Raw genomic sequence first — 24,482 nt, 5'->3', positions numbered from 1 at the left:
TAATGAATAAAACTCATCGCTATTGCGTTATTCTCTGCGCCTCTGCGCCTCTGCGTGAGATAAAAATCATTCGCTACCCATTAACCTAAATCATTATGCTAATTAAAAAAATCCTCAGCGCGCCTCAGCGTTAACCTTAGCGTACCTCTGCGTTTAAAATCTCCCCCCACTCCAACTCTGATAAAGGCTGCACCTCAACCTCCATCGCAAAACAATCTTTCGCTGCAACAACCAAAGCCGTCATAATCTCTTCTAAACTCAAAAGAAACTGCACATCACTCAACGACTCTGCACCAAACACCTTCGCAAATAATTCCGCATCAGGTTGCAAACGCATAGAACCATGCTGCAAAATTACACCACCCCGCCGCATCTGCGCGCTACCAATAAATTTCGCACCATTAGGTAAAACTAAATCTGCACCTGTCGCAGTTCCAAAACAATTAGGGTTATGAATATAGCCTCGCCCAGCTGTACCATAGCTTAATTCCACACCGAGCGATCGCCATCCTTGAATTAAAAACTCACAAATTTTTGCGTATGCTTCTAAACGCTTCCCAGCTAATCCCGATGTAATCACAGCATACGTCAAATCACCTTGATGTAATACTGCTCGTCCCCCAGTTGGACGGCGAACTAAATGGAGTTTTTTACCTTGCCAAGTTAAATTCTGCCAAGCTTGAGGATACTGGCGTTGATGATAACCAAGAGAAATAGCAGGTGGCGACCAAGTATAAAAGCGCAGAGTAGAGGGTTGTTTTCCCAAAGAGTGCTGTTCTAATAGCCATTTATCAATCGCCATCTGCACTGTACCAGAGGATTCTAGTAAAGGAATCAGTCGCCAAACCTGCTTTTTGGACATTAAATAATACTTAAGCTATACCAAACTCAAATTGTAAGACTTCATCGTTGTTATCGGCGATCGTCGCCACAATCGTAATTAACCGCGAAACTTCTCCAGGCGACAATTCAGCTAGGGTGCGTGTTGAGATCACCACTACTTTGTCGTCAATTATCCCAAAACGAGCTTCAAAAGTGCTGGAACAGTTCATTTCCAAAAGTTGGCGCATCAATTTGGGTTCATCTTTGACAGGTAACTTTAGCACCACAGACCAAACTGTGATTGTGTCTTCATCGGTTGTTCCAGTGAGTTGGACAAACACTTCCACGCTACCGTAGTTAAACTTCCAGAGATAACCACCCTCTGGCGTGTGGCTAACCATCGCACTGTCATCTTGTTCTAAAGAGTCGATGACGTTTTCAATTACTTCTACATGATTGATAGTTGCTGTCTCCTCAATTAAATCCTTAAGTAATTCGTCGTTAGATAAGGTTTCTTGGTAGCTTGTCATACAGATTTTTGACCCAATAAGTTTACTAGTTTATCTACACATACTTTATAACTTGTACGCAAAATTAGTTTTAGCTCCCTAGGTGATAATCTGGTCATCAGTCACCATCTAGGGTATTGATTAGTTAAAAACAATACAATTTATTTTCCCAAACATTGCTTGTAAGATACTTTTACTGCACCTCAAGCACACAAAAAGGATATCTTAAACTATGTCATCTCTCTCTCAAGCTGTGCAAACTTGTGATGTTCGCCAATTGGGTATTAATCCTAATCATTGGTATGTAGTTGCACGTAGTAGCGAAGTCACAAATAAGCCTTTGGGAGTAACACTTTGGCATCAGGCGATCGCACTTTACCGTGATAGTACAGGCAGAGTTCACGCTTTAGAAGATCGTTGTCCTCATCGCCAAGTTAAACTGAGTCACGGGCAAGTTATAGGTAATGAATTGGAATGTGCTTATCACGGTTGGCGTTTCAATTCATCTGGAGAGTGTGCAGTTGTTCCTTATTTAGCTGCAAATCAGAAACTACCAAATTGTAAAATTCGCCGTTATCCAGTTAAAGAACAAGACGGTTTTATCTGGTTATTTCCTAGTAATTTAGAACCATCTGTAGAACCTTTAGGTTTACCAGAGTGGGAGCATTTAAATTATATTGCTTCAGTTGCAGTAATTAACTGTAAAGCCCATTATTCTTATTTAATTGAAAACCTGATGGATATGTATCATGGACATTTGCATCAGGATTTGCAAGCTTGGGCAGAAGCCTCATTACAAGATATTGATGAAGATGAGAACCGTGTATATGTTCATTATACAGCCCAAAGCTATTACAAAATAGACAAAATTTGGTCTATATCACAATTATTTTTTCCAGCGTTGCGGCGGTTGCATCCAGAACCTTTAGAGGTGAGTTATGTTTATCCGCATTGGGTTTCTACATTAGGCAAAGATTTTAAAATTTACTGTTTACTATGTCCGGTGGATGAAACACAGACTAAGGCTTACTTAATTCATTTCACATCCTTAAATGCCTTTTGGCGGTTGCATAAATTACCTATCTGGTTTCGGAGGTTTATTAAAGATAGTTTATTCAATGCTGCACAAAAGTTACTTGAAGGCTTGGTAGTTCAAGATGTGCAGATGATTGAGGAAGAACAACAAGCTTATTTACAAAATCCTCAAAGGCGAAATTACGAATTAAATCGGGCGTTGGTAAGTGTGCAGAGGTTGATGAGAAGTCAAGTTGAGCAGTCTTAATATAGATAATTTGCGAATATAACCACTATTGGACTAGCACAGGGCAAAATAAAGACAGTAAAAGCGATGTAATGCGCCATCCTGTCAATGAGTTATTGCCTTAATCCCCGTTGTCCAAAGCCGCGAAACCCGAATGATGTCAGGTTTTGCCTAACTTGTGGTGCTAAGTTACTTCTTAAAGAACGCTACCGTGCTATCAAACCGATAGGACAAGGTGGTTTTGGCAGAACTTTCTTAGCAGTTGATGAGGATAAACCGTCAAAACCACCTTGTGTTATTAAGCAATTTTATCCGCAAGCTCAAGGCACAAATACTGTGCAGAAAGCTGTGGAGTTGTTTAACCAAGAAGCAGTGCAGTTGGATGAATTGGGCAAACATTCCCAAATTCCTGAATTGCTGGCATATTTTACCCAAGATGATCGGCAGTATTTAGTACAAGAATTTATTAATGGGCAGAATTTAGCGCAGGAATTGGCACAACAGGGGGCTTTTAATGAAATGCAGATTTGGCAACTGTTGCATGATTTATTGCCAGTGCTGCAATTTTGCCATGCTAGACAAGTAATTCACCGCGATATTAAGCCAGAGAATATTATTTTACGAGAACAGGATCGCAAACTAGTTTTAGTAGATTTTGGTGCGGCTAAATCTGCTGCGGGTACAGCTTTAAATAGAACTGGTACTAGTATTGGTAGTCCTGAATATGTTGCCCCAGAACAAATTAGAGGTAGGGCATTATTTGCCAGTGATATTTATAGTTTGGGAGCTACTTGTATTAATTTGTTGACTGGGCGATCGCCATTCGATTCTTATGATACTAATCATGGCACTTGGGTTTGGCAGCAATATCTTAAAACTCCTGTCAGTAATCATTTAAGTTGCATTCTGAATAAAATGCTAGAAAGCATCCCAGCCAGACGCTATCAAACAGTAGATGAAGTTTTGCAAGATTTAAATCAACAACCACCAAAAGTTAATTCCCCAGCGATATCAACTCCCACTCTACCGCCTACATCTGTGAGCAGCACACCCAGCCAAATTGATTTAGAATTAGAAGAATTGAAAACACAATTTATAGTTGGAAACAATCAACCTCAACCCAATAAAGTACAGCCAGCAAATCAAAATTCTCAGCCTGCTAGTAAAAGTGAAATAGATAAAGAATTAGAAGAATTAAAAGCTAAATATTTGGGTAATAACCAAAATCCGTAAATAAGCAGGGAACAGGTTACAGGTGACAGAGAACAGAGGTAAAAGTTTTTAAGTTTTTAAGTTTTGTCATTTATCGATATCCTAGCTAATTAATTATTGCTATATTTATTAATTCTTAATTCTGAATAAGAAAGTGACTCTGAATCTCAGAGTCACTTGCTAGTGTTCAGTCCGGAGCAATTTAAACTTTCACAATATACTCATAATTTAGAGAAGTGAAAGTTTACTTTTTAGCCTCTTCGATGGGAACCCATTCTGTGTGGAAAGCACCTGGTTTGTCAAGACGCAGATAGGTGTGTGCGCCGAAGTAGTCGCGTTGTGCTTGAGTGAGGTTTTGAGGTAGGCGATCGCGGCGATAGCTGTCAAAATAATCTAAAGATGCGCTAAACGCTGGTACTGGAATACCCAGTTGTGCAGCTGTTACGATTACGTCCCGCCAAGCTGTTTGTCTATCTAGAATTGTTTGCTTAAATTCGGGAGCTAATAACAAGTTGGGTAATGCAGGATTTTCGTTAAATGCCTTCTTAATCTTATTCAAGAAGCCAGCGCGAATAATACAGCCACCTTTCCAAATGCGAGCCAATTCACTCAGATTTAGATTCCAATTAAAGGTTTTAGAAGCTGTAGATAGCAACGCCATACCTTGAGCGTATGAACAAATTTTAGAGCAGTACAGAGCATCACGTACTTTGTTGATAAACTCTTTGGTATCACCGCTATACTTGCCAGTGGGGCCTGTCAGCTGCTTAGATGCTGCTACACGCTCATCTTTAATGGAAGAGATGATCCGCGCATTCACGGCGGCTGTAATTGTAGGAATAGAAACGCCTAATTCCAAAGCAGTTTGTACAGTCCAACGACCAGTACCTTTTTGACCTGCCGCATCCACAATTAAATCTACTAGGGGTAGACTGGTTTCTGGGTCAATGTAGGGGAAGATATTTGCTGTAATCTCAATCAAAAATGAATTGAGTTCGTCAGTGGTGTTCCATTGGGCAAATACTTCGTGAAGCTGATTGTGGTCAAGTCCACCAGCATTTTTCAGCAAGTCGTAGGCTTCAGCAATCAATTGCATATCGCCGTACTCAATACCGTTGTGTACCATCTTCACGTAGTGACCAGAACCACCAGGGCCAACGTAAGTTACACAAGGGCCATCATCGACTTGAGCAGCAATTTTGTTGAAAATTGGCGAGAGGTACTCATAAGAACTTTGTGTACCACCAGGCATGAGTGAAGGGCCGTTGAGCGCACCTTCTTCACCACCACTCACGCCCATACCGAGAAAGCGCAAACCTAGTGGTTCTAATTCTTCAGTACGTCTTTGGGTATCTTCAAACCAAGAGTTGCCACCGTCGATGATGATATCACCTTCATCTAGCAAGGGTTTTAGCTGTTGAATCACCGCATCTACGGGTTTACCAGCTTGTACCATTACCAGAATTTTGCGGGGACGTTCCAATGAGGCGACAAATTCTTCTAAAGTAAAGGCGGCTTTGACGTTCCTTCCTGGCGCGCGGTGTGCCATGAAGGCATCGGTTTTTTCGCGGGAGCGGTTGTATACTGCAATTGGAAAGCCATTACGCTCTACGTTCAGAGCGATATTCTCGCCCATAACGGCTAATCCAATCACACCAAAGCTTTGTAGTGTCATAACTTATTGGCTAACTCTTGCAGTTTCTTTCTCATCTTTAAGGGTAATCCGAGATTTTCTCTTCTCCCCTAAAGAAGACATTAAGAGTTGCTTTGACTGACAAAAGCTCAGAACTAACATCACATATAACAAATTTTAAATTGTATCTAATTCAACAATTTTCGTGCAAAATTTGCAAAATTGGAATAACTAGTTAAAGAGGCTAGAGACTAAGGGTTAGGGACTATAGTAACTTCTGATTCTAATCTCTAACCTTGAGCATCCTAGCCTCTAATGAACAATTAAGGAGTAACCAAAAATGCTGGCATACATCCTAGCTTTGGTAGTTGGTCTTGGTAGTTTAGCCCTTTACATATCAGCTTTCTTTTTTCCCGAAATCCACCGTAAGAATGATTTTATTTGGAGTGGTATTGGTCTGTTTTATGCCTTAGTATTATGGATTTTTGCACCTCGGATTGGGGGAGGTTTATTACTAGGCCATGTAGCGAGTGTGGCACTTTTAGTTTGGTTTGGTTGGCAAACTTTATCACTCCGGAGACAAGTCACACCACAGATACAACAAACTCCCGTACCTAGTTCTGAGCAAGTAACAGCCTCGCTTCAGCAACAAGTGAATAAGTTATCTCTTCAAGAACGCTTAGGTAAGTTGCAACAGGGTTTGGGTGGCGTTTTTGGTGGAGCCAAGAATAAAGTACAAAAGCCTATCATTAAAAGGACTCCTGAAACTGCACCACCTGAGAAACCTGCTGTAGAAATTATCGATAAGACCACTGCAACACCAGAACAACCTCAAGAGGAAGTAACTGTACCTGAACAAACTCCAGAGGCAGCAACTACTACTACAGACACTGAAACTGTACCGGAAGTAATTCCACCTCATCCACCATCTCCCGAATTGGTAGAAGCTGCACAGGCACATCCTGAACCGGAAAATAAAGAACCAATCCCTGTAGAAGAAATTGCGCCTGATGCGGTGCTTGCTCCCCCTGCGGAAGCACCACCAGAACAAATACCGCCAAATAGTTAGGCTGGTTAAATAAAGTAAAACCCAGCTTGAATTTAATATCATGTTGGGTTTTACTAATATCAAAGTTGCGATCGCTCAATTGAAACTAGCTACTAAATAAACAATGCGGAGAAACATGAAAAAATTATCCTAATGCTTTTGCTTGAGCTTTACTAATTGCTCTTAATTTTTCAACAGTTTCTAGAGTGCGATCGTATTCTTCTTCTGTTGCGATCGCTTGAAATTTCATGCCTGACTCTAGCCTAAACTTGACTTATGCTGTAACCATTTCCGCAACTGAATTAGGTGATGCTGGCTCAAAATGTAACACCATAATTTGCTCTGGACTTAGACACCAACAGATTCGTATGTTTGACCGTGGCGTTGGCATAGCCCGCCGCAGGCATCGCTAAATTCTACTTCAAATGCAGCACCATCCGCTAATATTTTGACTATCGTACCAACTTGACCACGCAACAAATTATATTCAGGCAGATCAATTGTAAGTGCTACTATATCTATAGGAATCCAATTTGATTACTGAACATACTTGTGTAGAGAGGCAACAGGCAATAGGCAATAGGGAACAGGAAAGAAGGAATAAAAGGATACTGAGTTTTTTTCAGAAATCAAATATGAATCCTATAGTAACTTAGTTGTACTATTACTCATTGCGTATAATCTAGGAATTCTACAACTTAATATAGCAACTTGTTTACCTTGGAAAATCAGAATTATTTTCTATAATCCAACCAGTGTGAATAGTCGCGCTTCTATCTTGCTATTGCAGAGTAAAGTCTACTGTGTAGCGTTGACCAAATTCATCACACCGATTTAAAATCGCTTCTTGAGTTTTAACTTTTTCTAAAATAATCTGGCGTAATTCTGCTGCATTATCAGCAGTCATGCCTAGAATTGATAAAAACAGACGAGCTTTATTCTTTCCTGACGGATGTTCTGGATTAAGACAGTAATCTCGTAGTTTACGAATATCAACAACTGCATTTTCAGCATTTGGCAGCATATTAACTGAAGATAATCTAATAATTTCTGTGAGATGGAATCCGTACTTTTTCAATTTCTCATATTTAAAGTGCTAATAATTACCGCAGTCTATGCGGTTGAGCAAAAGAGGTAATTTTAGACTTCCGGCCATCTTCTATAATTGATAAAACCTGCACATATATTCTTAGGCATGAAGCTGTGACGGAAACTGGAAGTTACAAAGACACTGTAAATCTACCTAAAACTAATTTTGAGATGCGGGCTAACGCCATCAAGCGTGAACCCGAAATTCAAAAGTTTTGGGCAGAAAATCAAATTTTTGAACGCCTGTCGCAAGAAAATCCAGGCGAATTATTTATACTGCATGATGGCCCTCCCTACGCAAATGGCTCTCTGCATATTGGTCATGCCTTAAATAAAATTCTTAAAGATATTATTAATCGCTACCAGTTGTTACAAGGGCGTAAGGTTCGTTATGTGCCTGGTTGGGACTGCCACGGCTTACCAATTGAACTGAAAGTTTTGCAAAATCTCAAGTCAGCAGAACGGCAAAATTTAACGCCTTTGCAATTGCGTCAGAAAGCGAAAGAATTTGCTTTAGCAACGGTAGATGACCAACGTAAAAGTTTCCAACGCTATGGTGTTTGGGGTGACTGGGATAACCCATATTTGACGCTGAAGCCGGAATACGAGGCGGCACAGATTGGTGTTTTCGGGCAGATGGTGTTGAAAGGATACATCTATCGTGGGTTGAAGCCTGTTCACTGGAGTCCGAGTTCTAAGACAGCGTTGGCTGAGGCGGAGTTGGAATATCCAGAAGGTCATACTTCACGCAGTATCTATGCTGCGTTCCCTGTTACGGGTTTGTCGGAAGCAGCAAAATCGGCTTTGGGCGAATATCAGTCAGAGTTGGGTGTGGCTGTCTGGACTACTACGCCTTGGACAATTCCCGGTAACTTGGCTGTGGCGGTAAATGGGGATTTGAATTACGCGGTGGTGGAAATCTCACGCAAAGGCGCAGAGACGCAAAGTAATTTCAAATATCTCATTGTGGCGGCGGATTTGGTGGAACGGTTGGCAGCGACTATCGTGGCTGAGTTGACGGTGAAGGCGACTTTTAAGGGTAAGGATTTAGAACATACTACTTACCGTCATCCTTTATATGACCGCGAAAGTGCGGTTGTAGTTGGTGGTGACTACATTACTACTGAGTCGGGTACTGGGTTGGTACATACTGCGCCTGGTCACGGTCAAGAAGACTACATTGTGGGTCAGCGTTACGGCTTGCCTATCCTTGCGCCAGTGGATGACAACGGCAACTTTACCGAAGAGGCGGGACAGTTTGCTGGGTTAAATGTGTTGGGTGATGGAAATCAGGCGGTAATTGATGCGCTGGCGGCGGCGGGTTCGCTGTTGAAGGAAGAAGCTTACGCACACAAGTATCCTTATGACTGGCGGACGAAGAAACCAACGATTTTCCGGGCGACGGAACAGTGGTTTGCTTCAGTGGAAGGATTTAGGGAAGAGGCATTAAAGGCGATCGCATCGGTAAAATGGATACCAGCCCAAGGTGAAAATCGCATCACGCCAATGGTGGCGGAACGTTCTGACTGGTGTATTTCTCGTCAGCGTGCTTGGGGTGTGCCAATTCCAGTGTTCTACGATGAAGCCACAGGCGAACCTCTACTAAATGAGGAAACTATCACCTATGTTCAAGCCATCATCGCTGAGAAAGGTTCTGATGCTTGGTGGGAATTGTCAGTAGCAGAATTGTTACCAGAGTCTTATCGTAACAACGGCAAATCTTACCGCAAAGGTACAGACACAATGGACGTATGGTTTGATTCTGGTTCATCTTGGGCAGCTGTAGTTAAGCAACGTCCAGAGTTACGCTACCCCGCCGATATATATTTGGAAGGTTCCGACCAACATCGCGGTTGGTTCCAGTCGAGTTTGCTAACCAGTGTGGCGGTAAATGGAATTGCGCCTTACAAAACTGTGTTAACTCACGGCTTTGCTTTGGATGAGCAAGGGCGGAAAATGAGCAAGTCTGAAGGAAATGTGGTTGACCCCAATGCAATCATTGAAGGTGGGAAAAATCAAAAATCAGACCCAGCTTATGGTGCAGATGTATTGAGATTGTGGGTATCATCAGTAGACTATTCCGGTGATGTCCGTATTGGTAAAAATATCATCAAGCAACTTAACGATGTGCGCGGCAAGATTCGCAATACAGCGCGGTTCTTGTTGGGTAGCTTGCACGATTTCGACCCCGAAAAAGATGCTATTCCTTTTGAAGATTTGCCACAGTTAGATAAATATATGCTGCACCGCATTCGTGAGGTGTTTCAAGAAGTAACGGAAGCGTTTGATAGTTTCCAATTCTTCCGCTTCTTCCAAACTGTGCAGAATTTCTGTGTGGTGGATTTATCTAACTTCTATTTAGACATCGCCAAAGATAGGCTATATATCAGTGCGCCGAATGCTTTTCGCCGTCGCAGTTGTCAGACAGTAATACACATCGCTTTAGAGAATTTAGCACGAGCGATCGCACCTGTTCTCTGCCACACTGCCGAAGATATCTGGCAATATCTCCCCTACAAAACACCATACAAATCAGTGTTTGAAGCTGGTTGGGTGCAGTTAGAGGATAAATGGCACAATCCTGAACTGGCGGAATTTTGGCAACAACTCCGGCAAATTCGTACCGATGTGAACAAAGTATTAGAACAAGCGAGGGTAGAAAAGTTAATCGGTTCTTCTCTAGAGTCAAAAATCTTGCTTTACGTGAAAGATGAGCAATTACGCTCCTCTGTAAATACGCTTAATCCTGCTGTAGGTAACGGTATTGATGAACTCCGTTATTTATTTTTATCTTCCCAGGTTGACCTAGTAGGTTCACCTGAAAAACTGCAAGATGTGAAATACAACTCGCAGTCTGATAGCTGGGGAATTGGGGTTGTGAATGCAGACGGTGAAAAATGCGATCGCTGCTGGAATTACTCAACCCATGTGGGAGAATCAGCAGAGCATCCGTTAATTTGCGAAAGGTGCGTTTCTGCTTTAGCTGGTGAATTCTAAAAATTGATAAGCTAAACCACATTTAGTTTGCATATCAGAAACTTTAATAATTCTTGTGGGGGAGCCACTGCGTTGGACGGGTTTCCCGGCTTGAAGCAAGTGGCGTTGGGCATCTTGCCCGCCCTGGTTATGCAATTTAAATGTGTAACAGCTTATACCTAAATATGGATAATTTTCTGTATTTAGGTATTTTTATATCAAAAAGTTGACTAAACGTTGATAGAGTATTTGTGGAATTTGCAGCGTAATTGTTTCTGTGACCATTGCTCAATTTCCAACCCATACCTTGACTAAACCATCTTGATTTTAGTTTAAGCGCGATCGCTGTTGGAACTACTCTACCAATGTGGGAGAATCAGCAGAGCATCCATAAATTTGCGATCGCTGCGTTTCTACTTTAGTTGGTAGTTTTTAGGAAATAGGTGATAGGTTACAGGTTACAGATCATTTTCTATTACCTGTCACCTATCGCCTGTCACCTCTCCTCTATAATTTCTGCAACAACTCTTGAGTTAACTGCAAAAATGCTTTAGAACCAGCTGATTGAGGTGCATTCAAAACAGCCGGCATAAAACTATCAACAGCTTTAGCAACATTAATATCAACTGGGATTTGTGCCTTACAAATTTGTTCTACACCAAAATCTTCTACAACTCGGTGCATAACTTGTTTGTAATATCTGCCAGTGAGTATATTTGTGTTGCACATACTAAAAACAATTCCCAACATTTTGATATTTATTTTCGCTTCTTGTTCGTGACTATCTTTTAACTGACCGATGCGTCTTTCTAAAAGCTGAATGCCTACCACAGATAAAGGTTCTGGTTTGGCTGGGAGAATGTAAAAATCACTAGCAGCTAAAGCACTGCGGGTTAACAAATTATAACCAGGCGCGCAATCTAAAAGAATAAAATCATACTGATCGCGCACTGGTTTTAAAATGTTGTTTAACAAAACTCGTTCAAAACGGTTCCAAACTGCTTCAAAGTTTTGTTCGCCAAAAGCAACTGTTTGTTTGTGCAGCATTTCTGACACAACAAACTCATCATACAAATCGATATCACCCGGCAATAAATTAAGTTCGGGAAGCCCACAAACTTGATTTTGAATAATATCGTTAATTGTTAGCTTACTGTTAGGATCTGGATTGATAACATCGTCGATTAAATACCTAAATGTCAGCCTTTGTTTACGACGCTTGGCAAAATCTAAAGGCGACATCAAACTGAGTGTGGCACTGATTTGAGTGTCTAAGTCTAATACCAGCACCCGCTTACCGTAATTTTTCGCCAAACAGGTAGCTAAGTTGACGGTGAGAGTAGTTTTGCCGACACCGCCTTTCATATTTGCAGTAGCAATTACATATCCCATTGGTTAATTCCTCTGATGACGCATTCCCATCTAGGTAGCGTACACCCATCCTGAATAACTAAAACTTTCGTTAAATTTAATATTTGCAGCAACTCAAAAATTGAGGCTGTCAGATTATAGCAGTCTCAAATCTCAGCCAGCAAAGAGATACCCGGCTTATTAAAAAAGTCAGGTATCTGAGGCTTTCAGCAATCACTATGTTCATAATTTAAGATATTTCTTTTTTTTACAAATACTTAAAAAATATTTACACAAGGTTTTTACCTATAATACTTGTGCCAAAATCAAACAAATAAATATAGGTATTTTTCCCATAACCTAAACTTTATAGAGGAGAATAAATTGCCGTTTAATCCTGAGTTGTGCCGTAACGAAAGCGAAGTTGAAAGCAAACTCATAGTCCAATATTTGCTACCACAGCTAGGATATACTCCCGATACCTGGCATCAAGAAGTCGCCGTTGGTAGCATCCGCTTAGATTTTCTAGCATTTGCGGCACAAGTTCTTCCCTTTGTCATAGATGCTAACTCGCCACTGAGTGTTGTGATGGAGGCAAAGCATCCTAAACAAAACTTAAATAATCATTTTCTCAGGCTTAGGCATTATTTAACAAGCTTAAATGTGAAATATGGATTATTAACTAATGGTAAAGAGATTAGAATTTATGAAAAATTAGCTGATGATATTAGATTAGTTTTTTTATGTTCCGGAAAGGAAGTAGAGACAAAAATAGAAGAAATTAAAAGTTTTATTGGTAGAGATACTTTAAAGGATAAGGAACCTCTGGATAAAACAGAACCTTTAGTAGTGCCAGATAGTTATAAGGGTGAAATTAAGGAGAAACATTCGATGAAAATTATTGCTGTCTACCATAATAAAGGCGGAGTAGGCAAGACTACTACTGTAGTCAATCTAGCCGCAGCTATTAGAAAGAAAGGTAAAAGAGTTTTAGTAATAGACTTAGATAGCCAAGCAAATACTACATTTGCTACTGGATTGGTTAAATTTGATGATGAAATTTCAGATAATATAAAAGATAATTATGTTTATCATATATTGCGTTCAGTAGAACTTGATACTATTACGGAAGTAGCTAGAAAATCTGTATTTACAAATCCAGAAATAGATATAATTCCATCACATATTAATCTGATGAAAATGGAAAGAGAATTAAATGAATTGAGATCAAGCCATACTAGATTAATAAACAAACTCAAAGAAGTACAGGATAAGTATGATATTGTTATTATTGATACACCACCTTCTTTAAATTTATTTGCTTTTATTGCACTAATTACATCAGACTATCTAATTATCCCTTCAGATTTGAAACCATTTGCTAATCAGGGTTTAATTAATGTAAAAGAATACATTAAATATGAAGTTAATCAATTTAGAAGCTCATTAAATAAACCTCCTTTAACAATACTAGGAGTTCTTGCATGTAAAATTGCAACTTTTCCTAAGTTTGTACAACATACATTACCTAAACAAATAGCAGCAATTTCTCAACGCTATGATTTGCCTGTATTAGATACTGTAATTTATCAAAGAGAAGAACTTGCAAAATGTCTAGAACAAGTTCAACAAATAGGAGATTTAGAAGTTCCTGATCCCAGGTCTGTATTTGAATACAAGCCACATGGTGACTCGGCTAAAGAGTTTGAGTTACTAGCTATAGAAGTTTTACAAAAAACAGGAATTTAATAATGTTACTGTCTATTTCATTTGTACCTGTAAAACAAATTACATCTAGTGTGCCACGTTCTAATTTCTCAGATAAAGATATAGAACATATTGCAAATTTAGTTTTAAAAGGCGAAGGAATTATTAATCCTTTAATACTTCGGAGTACGAGTATAGAATCTTACGAGGTCGTTGATGGACACTTTGAATACTATGCTGCGGCTAGAGCTAGAGAAATAGATTTACGCAAGGGCGAAATGATTGGAGCGTTTATCATAGAGCCTAGTAATCAAGAATCTATCGAAGAACAAGTTAAATTACTCAGAAATCAAAAACACCATTCTGACAATAAAATTATTAACGATAATTCAAATATTTATGAATCTCACAATATAAATATGGAATCAAGGATTACAAATATCGAGTCTCGATTAACAAATTTAGAATCCCGAATTGAAAAGCGCACCGATGAATTACAAGAAGAGTGGAGACGAGAAATTAAAAGTATTACTAATAAAATAAATGAAATTGATAGTAAGCTTCCAAAGCCTATTGAACCATTAGATGCACTAAACAATTTAAGTATATCTGAGCTTACTTCTAAGTTAAAAAGAGCTAATGTTAGCCAAAAAATAATAGATTCAATCCTTAAAGAACGCAAAAATGGAAATTTTCAATCTTTTGGTAACACAGTTAAACGTGTTGAAGGCTTAGGTGAAAAAACAATGCTCAAGATTATTGATAGTTTTACTGAGGGGGTTATCTAAAATTTAAGCAAAGTAATCCTTACGAAGTTGTGAGACAAGAACTAGCACAAGTATCACCACAAGAAAAGATCAAAATTATAGAAGCAGCTTTCAATCAAGATAAATTTTCCAAGCTAGATGATGAACAAATAAATGCTCTCCAGTCTATTTTGGAACAGGCTAGGCATGAAGTTAATATAACTAATACCGCATATCAACAAGGGAAGCTAAGTGTTTGGAAGAAGAATTATGTAGCGATCGCCCTATCTATTAGTTTAGCTTTAAGTGTAGGATTTATAATTACTCAACTATACTTAAACACTCATCGTCAAATTACTCCAACTCTTCCACAAAATAAATAAATTTCTAACTATTAATTTAGAAATAGTAATCAAGAATACTGCTGTTCTTTTTTGAAAAACTTGAGTTTAACTGCTTTAGCTACAGTTCTAGGCACATCGTAAAACTTACTAAATACAAGATTCCAAAAATAACCGTATTGGGGAAAATGCTTAATTAATAAAGCATCAGATATTACATGGAATCTAGGCGGTTTTAAGGCTGGGTCTTTATCAAGATATCTAATTTGTTCTGGCTTAGGTAGCCAATGTCCAATAATCGCCTCTTGCTCGAAAAATTTGGCTTGCATAAACAAGCCTGATAATCTATCAAAACCACTTGATGGTATCCAAGTAACTGCACCTACTACTTTTGTGGCTTTTGCAAGATCAGGTAGGGCTTGCTGTATTAAATCGTTTCTCCAAACTATATTATTGAAATTTTCAAAATGATATCCATTATTATCTTGCCTATTTAAAAAAGGCCAAATAAGATAACGCCAGTCAAATTTTTTATTTAAAGGTGCAATAGGAACTTCTAATAAACCTTTATAATTACCTCTTTGGTAGGGATAAGGGTTTTCTGGTGTTTTTTTGCAGATTTCTAATTGATTAGCCTCAGGAATTGCTGCCCAAGGTTGTTTGATGCGCTGTTCATCTTTAAAATCTATATTGGCTTTTTGTAATCTGAGAATCCAGCTTGTAGGAAATCTACTAAAGTATTTGCTAATTAATTCGCATACTTGCGGATGAACAAAATCATCATCATCTAAAGCTAAAACATATTCACCTTGAGCATTCAGCAAACCTAAGAATCTTTGAGGCATTTCGCCTTTATATGGGCTAACTATTACTGTAACTCTGGGGTCATCTATAACTTTAATCTTTACTTGAGGTGGATAAACTAAAATGAACTGAACAGAACCTTCTACTTTTAAAAGATTCTCTAACCAATAATTAGAAAATTTTCCTAAGGTGGGAGTAACTATTGATAGAAGCGGTTTATTATTCATCTGTTGATGATATAAGTTTTAATTTAAGCTGATTTAAGTTTATTTATCATGTTTGCTAGGTTTAGTCTATATTTTTAATCAAAAAAATATTTAAATTTAGAAATTAGATTTTATTTTTTTAAAAATTTACTGATTTTACCTACATTATTGCTTGTTACTTATTGCCTGACTACACAAGTATTTTCGGTAATCAAGCCAGATTCTTAATATCAATGTAGCGGTAAGTAAGATGTCTGCTTTACAGGTATATGTAAAATCTGGCTATACACATTAGAAGGATTATGTCTGAATGCTTTCAAGCGACTCAGACCAAAAATTGGATGATTTGATTATTTGCAGTTATAGTTTACAGATAGCATCTACTGAGTAGAAAAAATACTAACTTTTAAAAGGAATATCGAATTTATATGCACATCCTGATGCTTTCTTCTACTTTCCCATATCCCCCTAGTCGCGGTGGAACAGAAATTAGAACGTTTAATTTACTTAAGTACCTTCAAGGCACACATTGTGTAACTTTAATTACGCAAACTCATAAGGATGTTTCAAGTGCAGAGGTAGAGGAATTAAGAAAATATGTAAGTGAACTGATAGTTTTCCCGATACCAGCACAACCCCAAGAAAAAAATGCGATCGCTCGTTTGTTAGGCAAAACTACGCGCTTTGTGGAATCTGTGCTAAAAGCCACGCCGCCAAACGTTCTGTATCGCTATTCCCCGGAGATTCAAGCTTTTGTCGATGATTATGTGCGTTCTCAAAAGTGTGATGTAATTACTTGTGAACACAGTGTAAATGAAATTTATATTAGACCGGAATTTCGTCACCGTGTAAATACGGTTGTCGATGTTCACAGTTCGGTTTATGGCTGGATTCGTGACCATTTAGAAATGGGTGCGGCGCAAAATGCAATGCGCGATCGCCTTTATCTCTCTCTTGTTCTCAAACGCTACGAGCAGCGTTACTGCAATAAATTTTCTAATATTGTGGTTACGACAGAAGATGATCGCCAAGAATTTCTGAAACTGCGTCCTGATATTGAAATCGAAGTCATTCCTAACGGTGTAGATTTAGAACTATTTCCCTACCGTCAGCAAGACCCTGGTGGACATAAGTTAATTTTTGTCGGTGCAATGGATGCATCCCATAATATTGATGCCGCACGCTTTTTTGCGGTGGAAGTCTTACCTAAACTGCAACAACATTATCCAGAAACCACATTTAGTATTGTTGGTGCTAGACCGACACCAGAAGTTCTTGACTTGCAGAAAATTCCGGGAGTTGTCGTGACAGGTCGCGTACCTTCAATGGCAGAATATTTGCATCAGTCTTGTGTCTGCGTTGTTCCACTTAGAACTGGGTTTGGAATTAAAAACAAAACCCTAGAAGCAATGGCCTCTGGTGTACCAGTAGTAGCAAGCGATCGCGGTTTAGAAGGATTAGCTGTAGATATTGCTGGTAAACCATTACGTGCTTTAAGAGCAAATACACCAACCCAGTACGTTACAGCTATTAGCGAATTATTTAATCATCCCCAACTGCGTCATGAATTGTCTCACAACGGCAGACAATTAGTAGAAACAGAATTTACTTGGGATACCGCCGGAAAACTCTATGAGCAAGTTCTTCTGCAAAACAATGCTTCCAGATCAATTAACTAAATAAAAGGCTGAAACCCCCAACTTTTTAGAAAAGTTGGGGGTTTCTTTTTTCGCATATTAACCAAAATCTCGATTCTATTGTTCCATAGAAGCTGTAGCAAAAATTCTACTGCCGATAGGAATCCGAGAATTAGCTTTATTAGCACTCACAGGAGATGTTTTCTCAGTATTTTCAGAGATTACAGTTGACTTCCCATTTGCAGAATTATCTGCATTACTCACTTGCGATTCTCGATTATCATTAGTGGATACTTTTTCAGATGAAATATTATTAGTAGTGTTAATCTTTGAATCGCTTGCAGTTTGAGCTTGGCATGGAATGACCATAAAGTTAGAAACTGCACTTAACAGCAGAACTAGCAAAGTAAAACTATATTGCTTCATTATCTTGAGATAATTTTGAACTTCAGCACTAGTTGCGTTATGTTTTATACCTAAAATTCTGAGCTATATCCTGAGGACAAATAAACCATTATGTTGCTATGTAAAATCAATTAATCAGATATAAAAGACTTAAAAAGCAACTAAAAACGTAATTTAGAGATACACACTGTTTAATAAATGTTGGATTTGCTCACACAGGCTCATAACGCAACTATCAGCAATATAAAAGCAAGTCTACTGAGAACCATAGAGAAAAATTACTGATTTTTTGCTTCTATAAATCTTTATCAGAATGTTTTCTATTAGCGTATTTAACTAGCAAAATATACTAAATTGATAAAGTTTGAATCAATGAAGATTTTTACTATAGCTTACATCTTAAATTTAAAACTTAATTAGCAAACTAGGCGTGTATTAGCTGGCTAAAGATTAGTTACTGACAGAAAGTTTAAATCTATTCATGAAATCTTTATGTTTTAATTTTGATATTCAACTGCTTATCAGGCAAACATACTTTAAATTAGTTATAAAAAAATGAGTAATTATGAAAAATTTAAAAATAATTCAAATTATTGATTGAAGCTTATTCCATAATACTTTTAACTTCCGCCTTGCGGTACTAGTCCTGTAGCTTATCAATAGGCATAAACCTAATGCTTAGTATTTAGGTGCAGTTTCTTTAGCTTCTAAAATTTAATCATCTTGAAATGCACACTGCTAAAACTGAAGCAAAGAAGATGTTAAAAAAATTAACAAAAAATCTATATCTATATCTATATCTAAAAGAGTATTTACCTAACTCTTTAGATAGAAGCCGAACAAAAGAATAAGGCTTAATTTTAAAAATAGAAGCTCGTAAAAAACAAATGTACTAACAAAACTTAAAAATACATAAAGAACTTCTAAACAATAAGATTCAGACTAAGAAAGATTATGGCTGAATCATCTTCAAGTAGTTCCTCATTATATTTAAGTAGGGAACAGAAAAGAAGCAATAAAGGTAGAGTGAGTTTTCTTCACAAATAAAATATGAGTCCTATCGTGAATAATTAATATGTGTACGATAAAAAATCGTTAACTTATCTAATTATAGAATTGAATTATTTTTATCAAATTTGTATGCAAGTAGAGGCTAGGGATTTAAGTGACTATTGAACGATTGATTAAACATTTAGAATCTATGCATAAACCTCTAGCAGAATTATATCAAACTGCTAGCATTTTACCTTGGATTCCATCTGATTTACTGCCGCAAGCTTATCAAGAGTTGTACGAAAATTCTAAAGTTTTACAGTTAATAGCAGAGGAATTATATCAGCAAAACGAAGAACTAATAAAAACACAAAACCTATTAGAAACAGAGCGTGAATATTATCAGGAATTATTCGATTTTGCACCAGAGGGCTATTTAGTCACTAACACAGAAGGAGTCATTCAAGATGCTAACTTGACTATAACAAAATTACTGAATATACCTAAACAGTTTCTTGTAGGCAAAGCTATGGTTAACTTTGTCTGTATGGAAGAACGTCAGCACTTTCGTAGTGAACTAAATCAGTTACATCATCCAAATAAATCTAAAGAGTTATTGATGCGCTTGCAACAACGTTATGGCGAATATGTTGATGCAGCTTTGACAGTAACAGTAATTCGGAATCAACAGGGACAAGCCACAAATTTATTTTGGCTAGTGCGTAATATTGGCGATCGCCAGCAAACAGAATTAAAATTAACAGACAATTACAGCGACCTCATTCAAAATCGTCCTATCTATAAACATTCTAAAGGCGAGACTATTCCGCTCAACACCTCATTGATGTGGTATGTTTGCCGGGGTTGGGTCAAACTCAGCACTTTTGGTGAAACAGGCGAAGAAGTTCTGCTAGGGTTAGCAAAAACTCAAATGGTGTTTGGCTCTAATATGACTTCTCTATCAATTTACCAAGCTACAGCTTTATCAGATGTTGAGTTAGTCCCGATTTACGTAACAGAACTAGCTCTCAACCCAGCACTCAGCCATATTTTGTTACCAAAAATCACGCAACGTTTACAACAAACTGAATCATTTTTAGCTATTTCGAGAAAGCAATTAGTAGAAGATAGATTGCAATCTTTATTACAACTTCTCAAACAAGAAGTTGGTGAACAAGTAGACAATGGTACACGCCTGAGTGTTCGCTTTACTCACGAAGAACTTGCCAGTGCTTGCTGCACAACTAGAGTTACAATTACCCGATTATTGAGTAAATTACAACAACAAAATTTAATTTGCTTTGATGCCAAAAAACATATTATATTGAAACATTAAAATTCAAATTCCTAATAATGATTCCTCAAATTGCCACCCAACGTTTAGTTATGCGGGGATTTTGTGAATCAGACCTGGATGCTTACGCCGATATGTGCGGTAATCCAGAAGTGATGCGTTATATTGGTGCAGGTCAACCTTTATCCCGTAGTGATGCTTGGCGGAATATGGCAATGATAGTTGGTCATTGGCAGCTACGGGGTTATGGAATGTGGGCAGTTGAGGAAAGTCAAACGGGTGAAATGATTGGTCGGGTGGGCTTTTGGCAACCAGAAGGCTGGCCTGGCTTTGAAATTGGCTGGTCGTTGCGACGGTCTTATTGGGGATTTGGTTTTGCGACAGAGGCAGCAACAGCAGCAATGAACTATGCTTTTACTCAGTTAAAGCGATCGCATTTAATTAGTTTGATTAATCCCCAAAATATTGCCTCGATCCGCGTTGCTCAAAAATTAGGCGAAAAACTACAAGGCACAACCAAGATTTTCGGAACCGAAGTGTTAGTTTACGGCATTAGCCAACAAGAGTGGCAAATGATGTAGAAATACATCAAGTGTTATTTCCAGCCAACCTCTTGTTATAAAGTGTATTTCATACTTTACACTTTACACTTCATACTTAATAGTGACCTTGGACAGCACAACAGCATCAGGCTATATCTTGGCATTGGACTTGGGTACAACAGGCAACCGTGCTTTTGTGTTTAACGCAGCCGGCCAGATTGTTGGACAAGCATATAAAGAGCTAACACAGTATTATCCTCAGCCGGGATGGTTAGAGCATGACCCTAAAGAAATTTGGCAAGATACTTTCAGGGTAATGCAGAATGCGATCGCTAATGCCGAAATTTCCCCAGCAGAAATAGCCGCCTTGGGATTAACTGTACAGCGAGAAACTTGCTTAATCTGGGATAAAACCACAGGTAAACCACTACATAAAGCCATTGTCTGGCAAGACCGCCGCACTGCCCCACTTTGTCATCAATTACAAGAACAAGGCTACGCTGCGGAAATTTATGAACGTACTGGCTTAGTTATTGATGCTTACTTTTCTGCCACCAAGCTGAGATGGTTATTAGACAACGTTACAGGTATTGACCTCAACAACATCTTGGCAGGAACTATTGATACTTGGGTGTTGTGGAACCTGACAGGTGGGAAAGTCCACGCCACTGACCACAGCAACGCCAGTCGTACTATGTTAATGAATCTCAAAACCTGCGCCTGGGATGAAGCATTATTAGAAATCTTTCAAATTCCCGCTCAGATTCTTCCCCAAATTCAACCCAGCTTAGGCAAATTTGGCGTTACAGATAAAGCCTTGCTGGGTGCAGAAATTCCGATTACCGCGATTTTAGGCGACCAGCAAGCAGCACTGTTTGGTCATGGATGCGATCGCCCTGGTTTAATGAAATGCACTTATGGCACAGGTAGCTTTTTAGTAGCTCACACTGGCACTGAAATTGTGCGTTCTCAAAATAGGCTGATTTCGACCTTGGCATGGACACAAACAAACGACAGGGGGAATTTAGATATTGGTTATGCCCTAGAAGGCAGTATGTTTACCAGTGGTGCTTGTATTCAATGGTTGCGTGATGGTATCAAACTGATAACTACTGCTGCCGAAACCGAAGCAATGGCTAATCAAGTGACCGATAATGGCGGCGTGTATTTTGTCCCAGCCTTTAGCGGACTAGGTGCGCCCTATTGGGATATGTCTGCTAGAGGAGCCTTTTTTGGGATTACCGCCAGCGTCCAACCCCAACATTTAGTTCGTGCGGTCTTAGAAGCGATCGCTTATCAAGTGGTGGAAGTAGTTCAAGCCATCAATGCTTGTTCTCCTACACCGATGGGACGGTTAATTGTAGATGGCGGTGCTTGTGAAAACAACTTTCTGATGCAATTCCAAGCAGATGTCTTAGATATCCCTGTAGAACGCCCAAAAATGCGCGATACAACCGTACAAGGTGCAGCATTTGCCTCTGGTTTAGTAGCTGGATTTTGGGATAGCTACACAAAATTAGTCAGCCAACGGCAGATAGACCGTATATTTGAGCCACACCAAAGCAGATATCAGATTGTCGCTAACTTTGCTACCTGGCAAAAAGCAGTTCAGCGCAGCCTAGATTGGGCAGATTGAGAGAGTTTGAGGAGCTAAAAATGATTGTCTTCTTTCTCGCTCCTCTGGTTCTCTGTGGTCTTAACTTGCTTTCTTCAGGGCTTCGCTACTGAAGTCCTCTTCATTCACCTCTTGCACCAAATGACTGAAGTCGCGCGCCACTTGATACAAAGCGGCGAACCCGCCCAACGCCGTGGCTCCTCCTGCCAGGAGAAAGGTTTTTGATCATCAAATTAGCTTGAAATCCAAAGTATACAAGCCCACTTGATTCGGCATTCTGGAGAATCTTCCTGTCCTAAAACCTCGTGATAACTCATTCAATACCTTACTTTTGACTTCTTTAATTTCTTCTGCATCCAGTTTTCCATAGATTCCACTGATGACTTCTGCAACGCTAAAAACTTTCCCCGGATTTTGGCGAAAGAAAGCAGTCAGAGCATCAATCAAAAATAGCCCCTCATATGGCTTAAGCATAGGAACAACTTCTGTTTGCGGTTGGACTACAGGTGGTTTCTTTTTAGCGTTGGTAGACTTAGAGCGACCATTAGAATTATTGGCATTTACCAAACTCAAATCCAGAGTGTAACAACCTGGTTCATTTTTAATCCCAAACCAAGCTTGCCTTTCTTTACCCTGTGTGAGTGAAGATTGGACTCTACCTTTGACTACTTTAAACACATGAGGTGGTAACTCACCATAAAGCGATCGCACAATAAAATCTATATGGCAAACACTACCAAGATGTTCTTGCAACAGCTTGATAATTGCATCCATCCGAGTTAGAGATGCATACTCACCAATCATCGGAATGTCTACATTATTGAGGGAGTTATTGTCGTTTAGGGGAAACTCTTTGGTGTCTGTTGCAGCCGAAGCAGAATCATTAGTTTCTAACTTGTCAGACTCTGGTAAATTGCCTTCGTCTGATGGCGATAAGAGCAAGTCTTCTTTAGAACCCGACAGCATTCCATTCATTACTTCAACAGTAAGTAGCCTGTTATTAGCTTCTGACTGCGAAGACCAACTAGACAACAAAGATTCTACATTGGTGAGTTGCGATCGCGCCTGATGGTAAAGTTTTTCGTACTCTTGTGCAAGCCCAGCATAGTAGTCTCGTAATTCCAATAGAGGGGAGATTAAAGTCTGAGAAGGAGGTTCTATTTGCAATTGTTCTTTCATAAATCGTTAAATTAACCCAAATCAGTGTCACTTTTATAAGTCATTGGCCTTGGTTTAGCTTTTTGAGATGGCTGCAAAGACTTGCGCGGTGCTTGCGGTGGACGACAACTTTCGCAATATAGAGGACGCGGCCCATAAGTCTCGCGTTTAGTTGTCTGATTACACTCTTTACAGACAAAATGAAAAACCCTAGTCTGAATTAGTCGTTTATGCGCTCTAACCGTGTACTCATGCACGTCAACGTATTTACTTGCCATAGTTCAGAATCATGAATTTTAGTTCTATCAATATAGCTATTCAAGCAAATGAAATTGAATCAGTGTGTGTTGAATTGTAAGTTGTATTCAAGCGGGTGATTAATTTCAAAAACTGGAGTTGCAAATATTGAATGAGGGAAACTACAGACCTATCAATTAGCTATCTTACGACAGAGAAATCAGTATTCTTCCAACTTAGATTTGAGCCTTCTGATAGTGTCTTCTACACAGTCAGTCAGTTTAGATTGAGAGTATGTATCTACCATATCATTGCGGAGAAAAAATTTATGCCTAGTGGTCATGCGAGTCATAAAGGAACTGGAAACAAACCTAATACTAATGCTGACGGTATTCTGGATATGGCAGCCGATGATAACGTGAATCCTGAAGATGTATTACTAGAAGGGGCTACTACAAATATCACGAGAACCCAAGAATTTGTTGATTATCCTCCAGCTACCCAACGTCCAGATGAGGAAACCGAAACTAAGAACGAAGAGAAGTAAAATTACAACAGTCTTCTGTTATACCATTTCACAAAATTTTTGAATCATACAGATCCGCTCAAGCAATGCTATGGACTTATCGTATTGTTTTGACTATGTATCAATCAACTTGCTTGTGAAATGGTATTAATTTCAGTGTCTCTGCTGGTAATGTAGCTATTTTTAGGATAGTTTACCCTAGTAGGGTATGTATATAGCCTCATCAATCAGCAGGAGATAAAATCATGAATGATTTAGGTAAAAAAAGATGGCTCTCCCAGACTAGATATGATAAATTAGTAGCAGAAATACCAATTGAGTAGAATTCTTCTTCTAAAATTATCAAAGTTAGTTAAACCATAAGCTCTTCT

Annotated in this window: 22 protein-coding genes and 1 pseudogene; 12 read left to right on the top strand and 11 right to left on the bottom strand. The window is 38.8% G+C overall.

Annotated features, from left to right (window positions below; translation table 11 throughout):
* Nucleotides 1–136 precede the first annotated feature (136 nt).
* Entirely contained in the window at nucleotides 137–862 is a 726-nt protein-coding gene (locus tag H6G76_RS24695; protein WP_190706948.1) for a lipoate--protein ligase family protein, read from the bottom strand.
* A gap of 10 nt (nucleotides 863–872) precedes the next feature.
* Complete coding sequence (locus H6G76_RS24690; RefSeq protein WP_190706945.1) at nucleotides 873–1,352, bottom strand: YbjN domain-containing protein; 480 nt, start codon at nucleotides 1,350–1,352, stop codon at nucleotides 873–875.
* 211 nt (nucleotides 1,353–1,563) lie between these two features.
* Between H6G76_RS24690 and H6G76_RS24685 the strand changes: the two genes are divergently transcribed.
* Both H6G76_RS24685 and H6G76_RS24680 read left to right on the top strand, forming a co-directional pair.
* On the top strand, nucleotides 1,564–2,613 hold the full coding sequence (locus H6G76_RS24685; RefSeq protein ID WP_190706942.1) for an aromatic ring-hydroxylating dioxygenase subunit alpha: 1,050 nt from the start codon (nucleotides 1,564–1,566) through the stop codon (nucleotides 2,611–2,613).
* Between the two features lie 87 nt (nucleotides 2,614–2,700).
* Nucleotides 2,701–3,825: a serine/threonine-protein kinase gene (locus H6G76_RS24680; protein ID WP_190706940.1), complete on the top strand. Its 1,125-nt coding sequence runs from the start codon at nucleotides 2,701–2,703 to the stop codon at nucleotides 3,823–3,825.
* 223 nt (nucleotides 3,826–4,048) lie between these two features.
* On the opposite strand, the gene gndA is transcribed toward H6G76_RS24680, so the two are convergent.
* Nucleotides 4,049–5,479 (bottom strand): NADP-dependent phosphogluconate dehydrogenase, encoded by a 1,431-nt coding sequence (gene gndA / locus H6G76_RS24675; RefSeq protein WP_190706937.1) that lies wholly within the window; start codon nucleotides 5,477–5,479, stop codon nucleotides 4,049–4,051.
* A 298-nt stretch (nucleotides 5,480–5,777) separates the two neighbouring features.
* On the opposite strand from gndA, the gene H6G76_RS24670 reads away from it, so the two are divergent.
* The gene (locus H6G76_RS24670; protein WP_190706934.1) at nucleotides 5,778–6,506 is read left to right on the top strand and encodes a Ycf66 family protein; all 729 of its coding nucleotides are present in this window, start codon (nucleotides 5,778–5,780) and stop codon (nucleotides 6,504–6,506) included.
* Nucleotides 6,507–6,759: 253 nt separating this feature from the next.
* On the opposite strand, the pseudogene H6G76_RS24665 reads toward H6G76_RS24670, so the two are convergent.
* Together H6G76_RS24665 and H6G76_RS24660 are read right to left on the bottom strand one after the other, a co-directional pair.
* A pseudogene (locus H6G76_RS24665) lies at nucleotides 6,760–7,013 on the bottom strand (DUF4926 domain-containing protein).
* Between the two features lie 253 nt (nucleotides 7,014–7,266).
* Nucleotides 7,267–7,509, bottom strand: a complete 243-nt coding sequence (locus H6G76_RS24660) for a DUF6883 domain-containing protein (protein ID WP_242056507.1) — start codon at nucleotides 7,507–7,509, stop codon at nucleotides 7,267–7,269.
* A gap of 179 nt (nucleotides 7,510–7,688) precedes the next feature.
* Here H6G76_RS24660 and ileS point away from each other — a divergent pair, with 179 nt between their 5' ends.
* On the top strand, nucleotides 7,689–10,571 hold the full coding sequence (gene ileS / locus H6G76_RS24655; protein ID WP_190706930.1) for an isoleucine--tRNA ligase: 2,883 nt from the start codon (nucleotides 7,689–7,691) through the stop codon (nucleotides 10,569–10,571).
* Here the strand turns inward: ileS and H6G76_RS24650 are convergent.
* Both H6G76_RS24650 and H6G76_RS24645 read right to left on the bottom strand, forming a co-directional pair.
* Nucleotides 10,554–10,706, bottom strand: a complete 153-nt coding sequence (locus H6G76_RS24650; RefSeq protein WP_190706927.1) for a hypothetical protein — start codon at nucleotides 10,704–10,706, stop codon at nucleotides 10,554–10,556. The two genes, ileS and H6G76_RS24650, sit on opposite strands and share 18 nt — an antisense overlap.
* 351 nt (nucleotides 10,707–11,057) lie before the next feature.
* The gene (locus H6G76_RS24645) at nucleotides 11,058–11,942 is read right to left on the bottom strand and encodes a ParA family protein (protein ID WP_190706924.1); all 885 of its coding nucleotides are present in this window, start codon (nucleotides 11,940–11,942) and stop codon (nucleotides 11,058–11,060) included.
* A gap of 342 nt (nucleotides 11,943–12,284) precedes the next feature.
* Here H6G76_RS24645 and H6G76_RS24640 point away from each other — a divergent pair, with 342 nt between their 5' ends.
* The 3 genes from H6G76_RS24640 to H6G76_RS24630 are packed head-to-tail and all read left to right on the top strand — an operon-like array spanning nucleotide 12,285 to nucleotide 14,736.
* Nucleotides 12,285–13,649 carry an AAA family ATPase gene (locus H6G76_RS24640; RefSeq protein ID WP_190706921.1) on the top strand — a complete coding sequence of 455 codons (1,365 nt, stop codon included), beginning with the start codon at nucleotides 12,285–12,287 and terminating at the stop codon, nucleotides 13,647–13,649.
* 2 nt (nucleotides 13,650–13,651) lie between these two features.
* Nucleotides 13,652–14,395 carry a hypothetical protein gene (locus H6G76_RS24635; protein WP_190706919.1) on the top strand — a complete coding sequence of 248 codons (744 nt, stop codon included), beginning with the start codon at nucleotides 13,652–13,654 and terminating at the stop codon, nucleotides 14,393–14,395.
* Nucleotides 14,396–14,424: 29 nt separating this feature from the next.
* The gene (locus H6G76_RS24630) at nucleotides 14,425–14,736 is read left to right on the top strand and encodes a hypothetical protein (protein ID WP_190706917.1); all 312 of its coding nucleotides are present in this window, start codon (nucleotides 14,425–14,427) and stop codon (nucleotides 14,734–14,736) included.
* 29 nt (nucleotides 14,737–14,765) lie between these two features.
* On the opposite strand, the gene H6G76_RS24625 is transcribed toward H6G76_RS24630, so the two are convergent.
* Entirely contained in the window at nucleotides 14,766–15,725 is a 960-nt protein-coding gene (locus tag H6G76_RS24625) for a glycosyltransferase (RefSeq protein WP_190706915.1), read from the bottom strand.
* Between the two features lie 407 nt (nucleotides 15,726–16,132).
* Here H6G76_RS24625 and H6G76_RS24620 point away from each other — a divergent pair, with 407 nt between their 5' ends.
* Nucleotides 16,133–17,383, top strand: a complete 1,251-nt coding sequence (locus tag H6G76_RS24620) for a glycosyltransferase family 4 protein (protein ID WP_190706913.1) — start codon at nucleotides 16,133–16,135, stop codon at nucleotides 17,381–17,383.
* A 75-nt stretch (nucleotides 17,384–17,458) separates the two neighbouring features.
* Here the strand turns inward: H6G76_RS24620 and H6G76_RS24615 are convergent, their stop codons facing one another.
* Nucleotides 17,459–17,767: a hypothetical protein gene (locus H6G76_RS24615; protein ID WP_190706911.1), complete on the bottom strand. Its 309-nt coding sequence runs from the start codon at nucleotides 17,765–17,767 to the stop codon at nucleotides 17,459–17,461.
* A 1,144-nt stretch (nucleotides 17,768–18,911) separates the two neighbouring features.
* Between H6G76_RS24615 and H6G76_RS24610 the strand changes: the two genes are divergently transcribed.
* The 3 genes from H6G76_RS24610 to glpK all read left to right on the top strand — a co-directional run bounded on the left by H6G76_RS24610 (nucleotide 18,912) and on the right by glpK (nucleotide 22,211).
* On the top strand, nucleotides 18,912–20,075 hold the full coding sequence (locus H6G76_RS24610; protein ID WP_190706909.1) for a helix-turn-helix domain-containing protein: 1,164 nt from the start codon (nucleotides 18,912–18,914) through the stop codon (nucleotides 20,073–20,075).
* Between the two features lie 14 nt (nucleotides 20,076–20,089).
* Nucleotides 20,090–20,614, top strand: coding sequence for a GNAT family N-acetyltransferase (locus tag H6G76_RS24605; RefSeq protein ID WP_190707026.1), 525 nt, complete (start codon nucleotides 20,090–20,092; stop codon nucleotides 20,612–20,614).
* Nucleotides 20,615–20,693: 79 nt separating this feature from the next.
* Nucleotides 20,694–22,211, top strand: coding sequence for a glycerol kinase GlpK (gene glpK, locus H6G76_RS24600; protein ID WP_190707023.1), 1,518 nt, complete (start codon nucleotides 20,694–20,696; stop codon nucleotides 22,209–22,211).
* 207 nt (nucleotides 22,212–22,418) lie between these two features.
* Here the strand turns inward: glpK and H6G76_RS24595 are convergent, their stop codons facing one another.
* Both H6G76_RS24595 and H6G76_RS24590 read right to left on the bottom strand, forming a co-directional pair.
* Complete coding sequence (locus H6G76_RS24595) at nucleotides 22,419–23,369, bottom strand: hypothetical protein (protein WP_190706906.1); 951 nt, start codon at nucleotides 23,367–23,369, stop codon at nucleotides 22,419–22,421.
* 11 nt (nucleotides 23,370–23,380) lie between these two features.
* Nucleotides 23,381–23,626, bottom strand: a complete 246-nt coding sequence (locus tag H6G76_RS24590) for a hypothetical protein (protein WP_190706903.1) — start codon at nucleotides 23,624–23,626, stop codon at nucleotides 23,381–23,383.
* 287 nt (nucleotides 23,627–23,913) lie between these two features.
* On the opposite strand from H6G76_RS24590, the gene H6G76_RS24585 reads away from it, so the two are divergent.
* The gene (locus H6G76_RS24585; protein ID WP_190706901.1) at nucleotides 23,914–24,132 is read left to right on the top strand and encodes a hypothetical protein; all 219 of its coding nucleotides are present in this window, start codon (nucleotides 23,914–23,916) and stop codon (nucleotides 24,130–24,132) included.
* Nucleotides 24,133–24,482: the final 350 nt, after the last annotated feature.

The sequence above is a fragment of the Nostoc sp. FACHB-152 genome, from assembly GCF_014697475.1.
Lineage (GTDB): Bacteria > Cyanobacteriota > Cyanobacteriia > Cyanobacteriales > Nostocaceae > Nostoc_B.
Note: the sequence above shows the minus strand (reverse complement) of the source record. Positions and strands in the feature narration are given on the sequence as shown.

What these genes read in the sequence shown, in the direction of transcription:
- H6G76_RS24585 (WP_190706901.1), top strand. Translation starts at nt 23,914, where the DNA reads ATGCCTAGTGGTCATGCGAGTCATAAAGGAACTGGAAACAAACCTAAT.
- H6G76_RS24645 (WP_190706924.1), bottom strand. Translation starts at nt 11,942, where the DNA reads ATGGGATATGTAATTGCTACTGCAAATATGAAAGGCGGTGTCGGCAAA.
- H6G76_RS24590 (WP_190706903.1), bottom strand. Translation starts at nt 23,626, where the DNA reads ATGGCAAGTAAATACGTTGACGTGCATGAGTACACGGTTAGAGCGCAT.
- gndA (WP_190706937.1), bottom strand. Translation starts at nt 5,479, where the DNA reads ATGACACTACAAAGCTTTGGTGTGATTGGATTAGCCGTTATGGGCGAG.
- H6G76_RS24670 (WP_190706934.1), top strand. Translation starts at nt 5,778, where the DNA reads ATGCTGGCATACATCCTAGCTTTGGTAGTTGGTCTTGGTAGTTTAGCC.
- H6G76_RS24680 (WP_190706940.1), top strand. Translation starts at nt 2,701, where the DNA reads ATGAGTTATTGCCTTAATCCCCGTTGTCCAAAGCCGCGAAACCCGAAT.
- H6G76_RS24660 (WP_242056507.1), bottom strand. Translation starts at nt 7,509, where the DNA reads ATGCTGCCAAATGCTGAAAATGCAGTTGTTGATATTCGTAAACTACGA.
- H6G76_RS24635 (WP_190706919.1), top strand. Translation starts at nt 13,652, where the DNA reads ATGTTACTGTCTATTTCATTTGTACCTGTAAAACAAATTACATCTAGT.
- H6G76_RS24690 (WP_190706945.1), bottom strand. Translation starts at nt 1,352, where the DNA reads ATGACAAGCTACCAAGAAACCTTATCTAACGACGAATTACTTAAGGAT.
- H6G76_RS24695 (WP_190706948.1), bottom strand. Translation starts at nt 862, where the DNA reads ATGTCCAAAAAGCAGGTTTGGCGACTGATTCCTTTACTAGAATCCTCT.
- H6G76_RS24595 (WP_190706906.1), bottom strand. Translation starts at nt 23,369, where the DNA reads ATGAAAGAACAATTGCAAATAGAACCTCCTTCTCAGACTTTAATCTCC.
- H6G76_RS24625 (WP_190706915.1), bottom strand. Translation starts at nt 15,725, where the DNA reads ATGAATAATAAACCGCTTCTATCAATAGTTACTCCCACCTTAGGAAAA.
- H6G76_RS24615 (WP_190706911.1), bottom strand. Translation starts at nt 17,767, where the DNA reads ATGAAGCAATATAGTTTTACTTTGCTAGTTCTGCTGTTAAGTGCAGTT.
- H6G76_RS24620 (WP_190706913.1), top strand. Translation starts at nt 16,133, where the DNA reads ATGCACATCCTGATGCTTTCTTCTACTTTCCCATATCCCCCTAGTCGC.
- H6G76_RS24685 (WP_190706942.1), top strand. Translation starts at nt 1,564, where the DNA reads ATGTCATCTCTCTCTCAAGCTGTGCAAACTTGTGATGTTCGCCAATTG.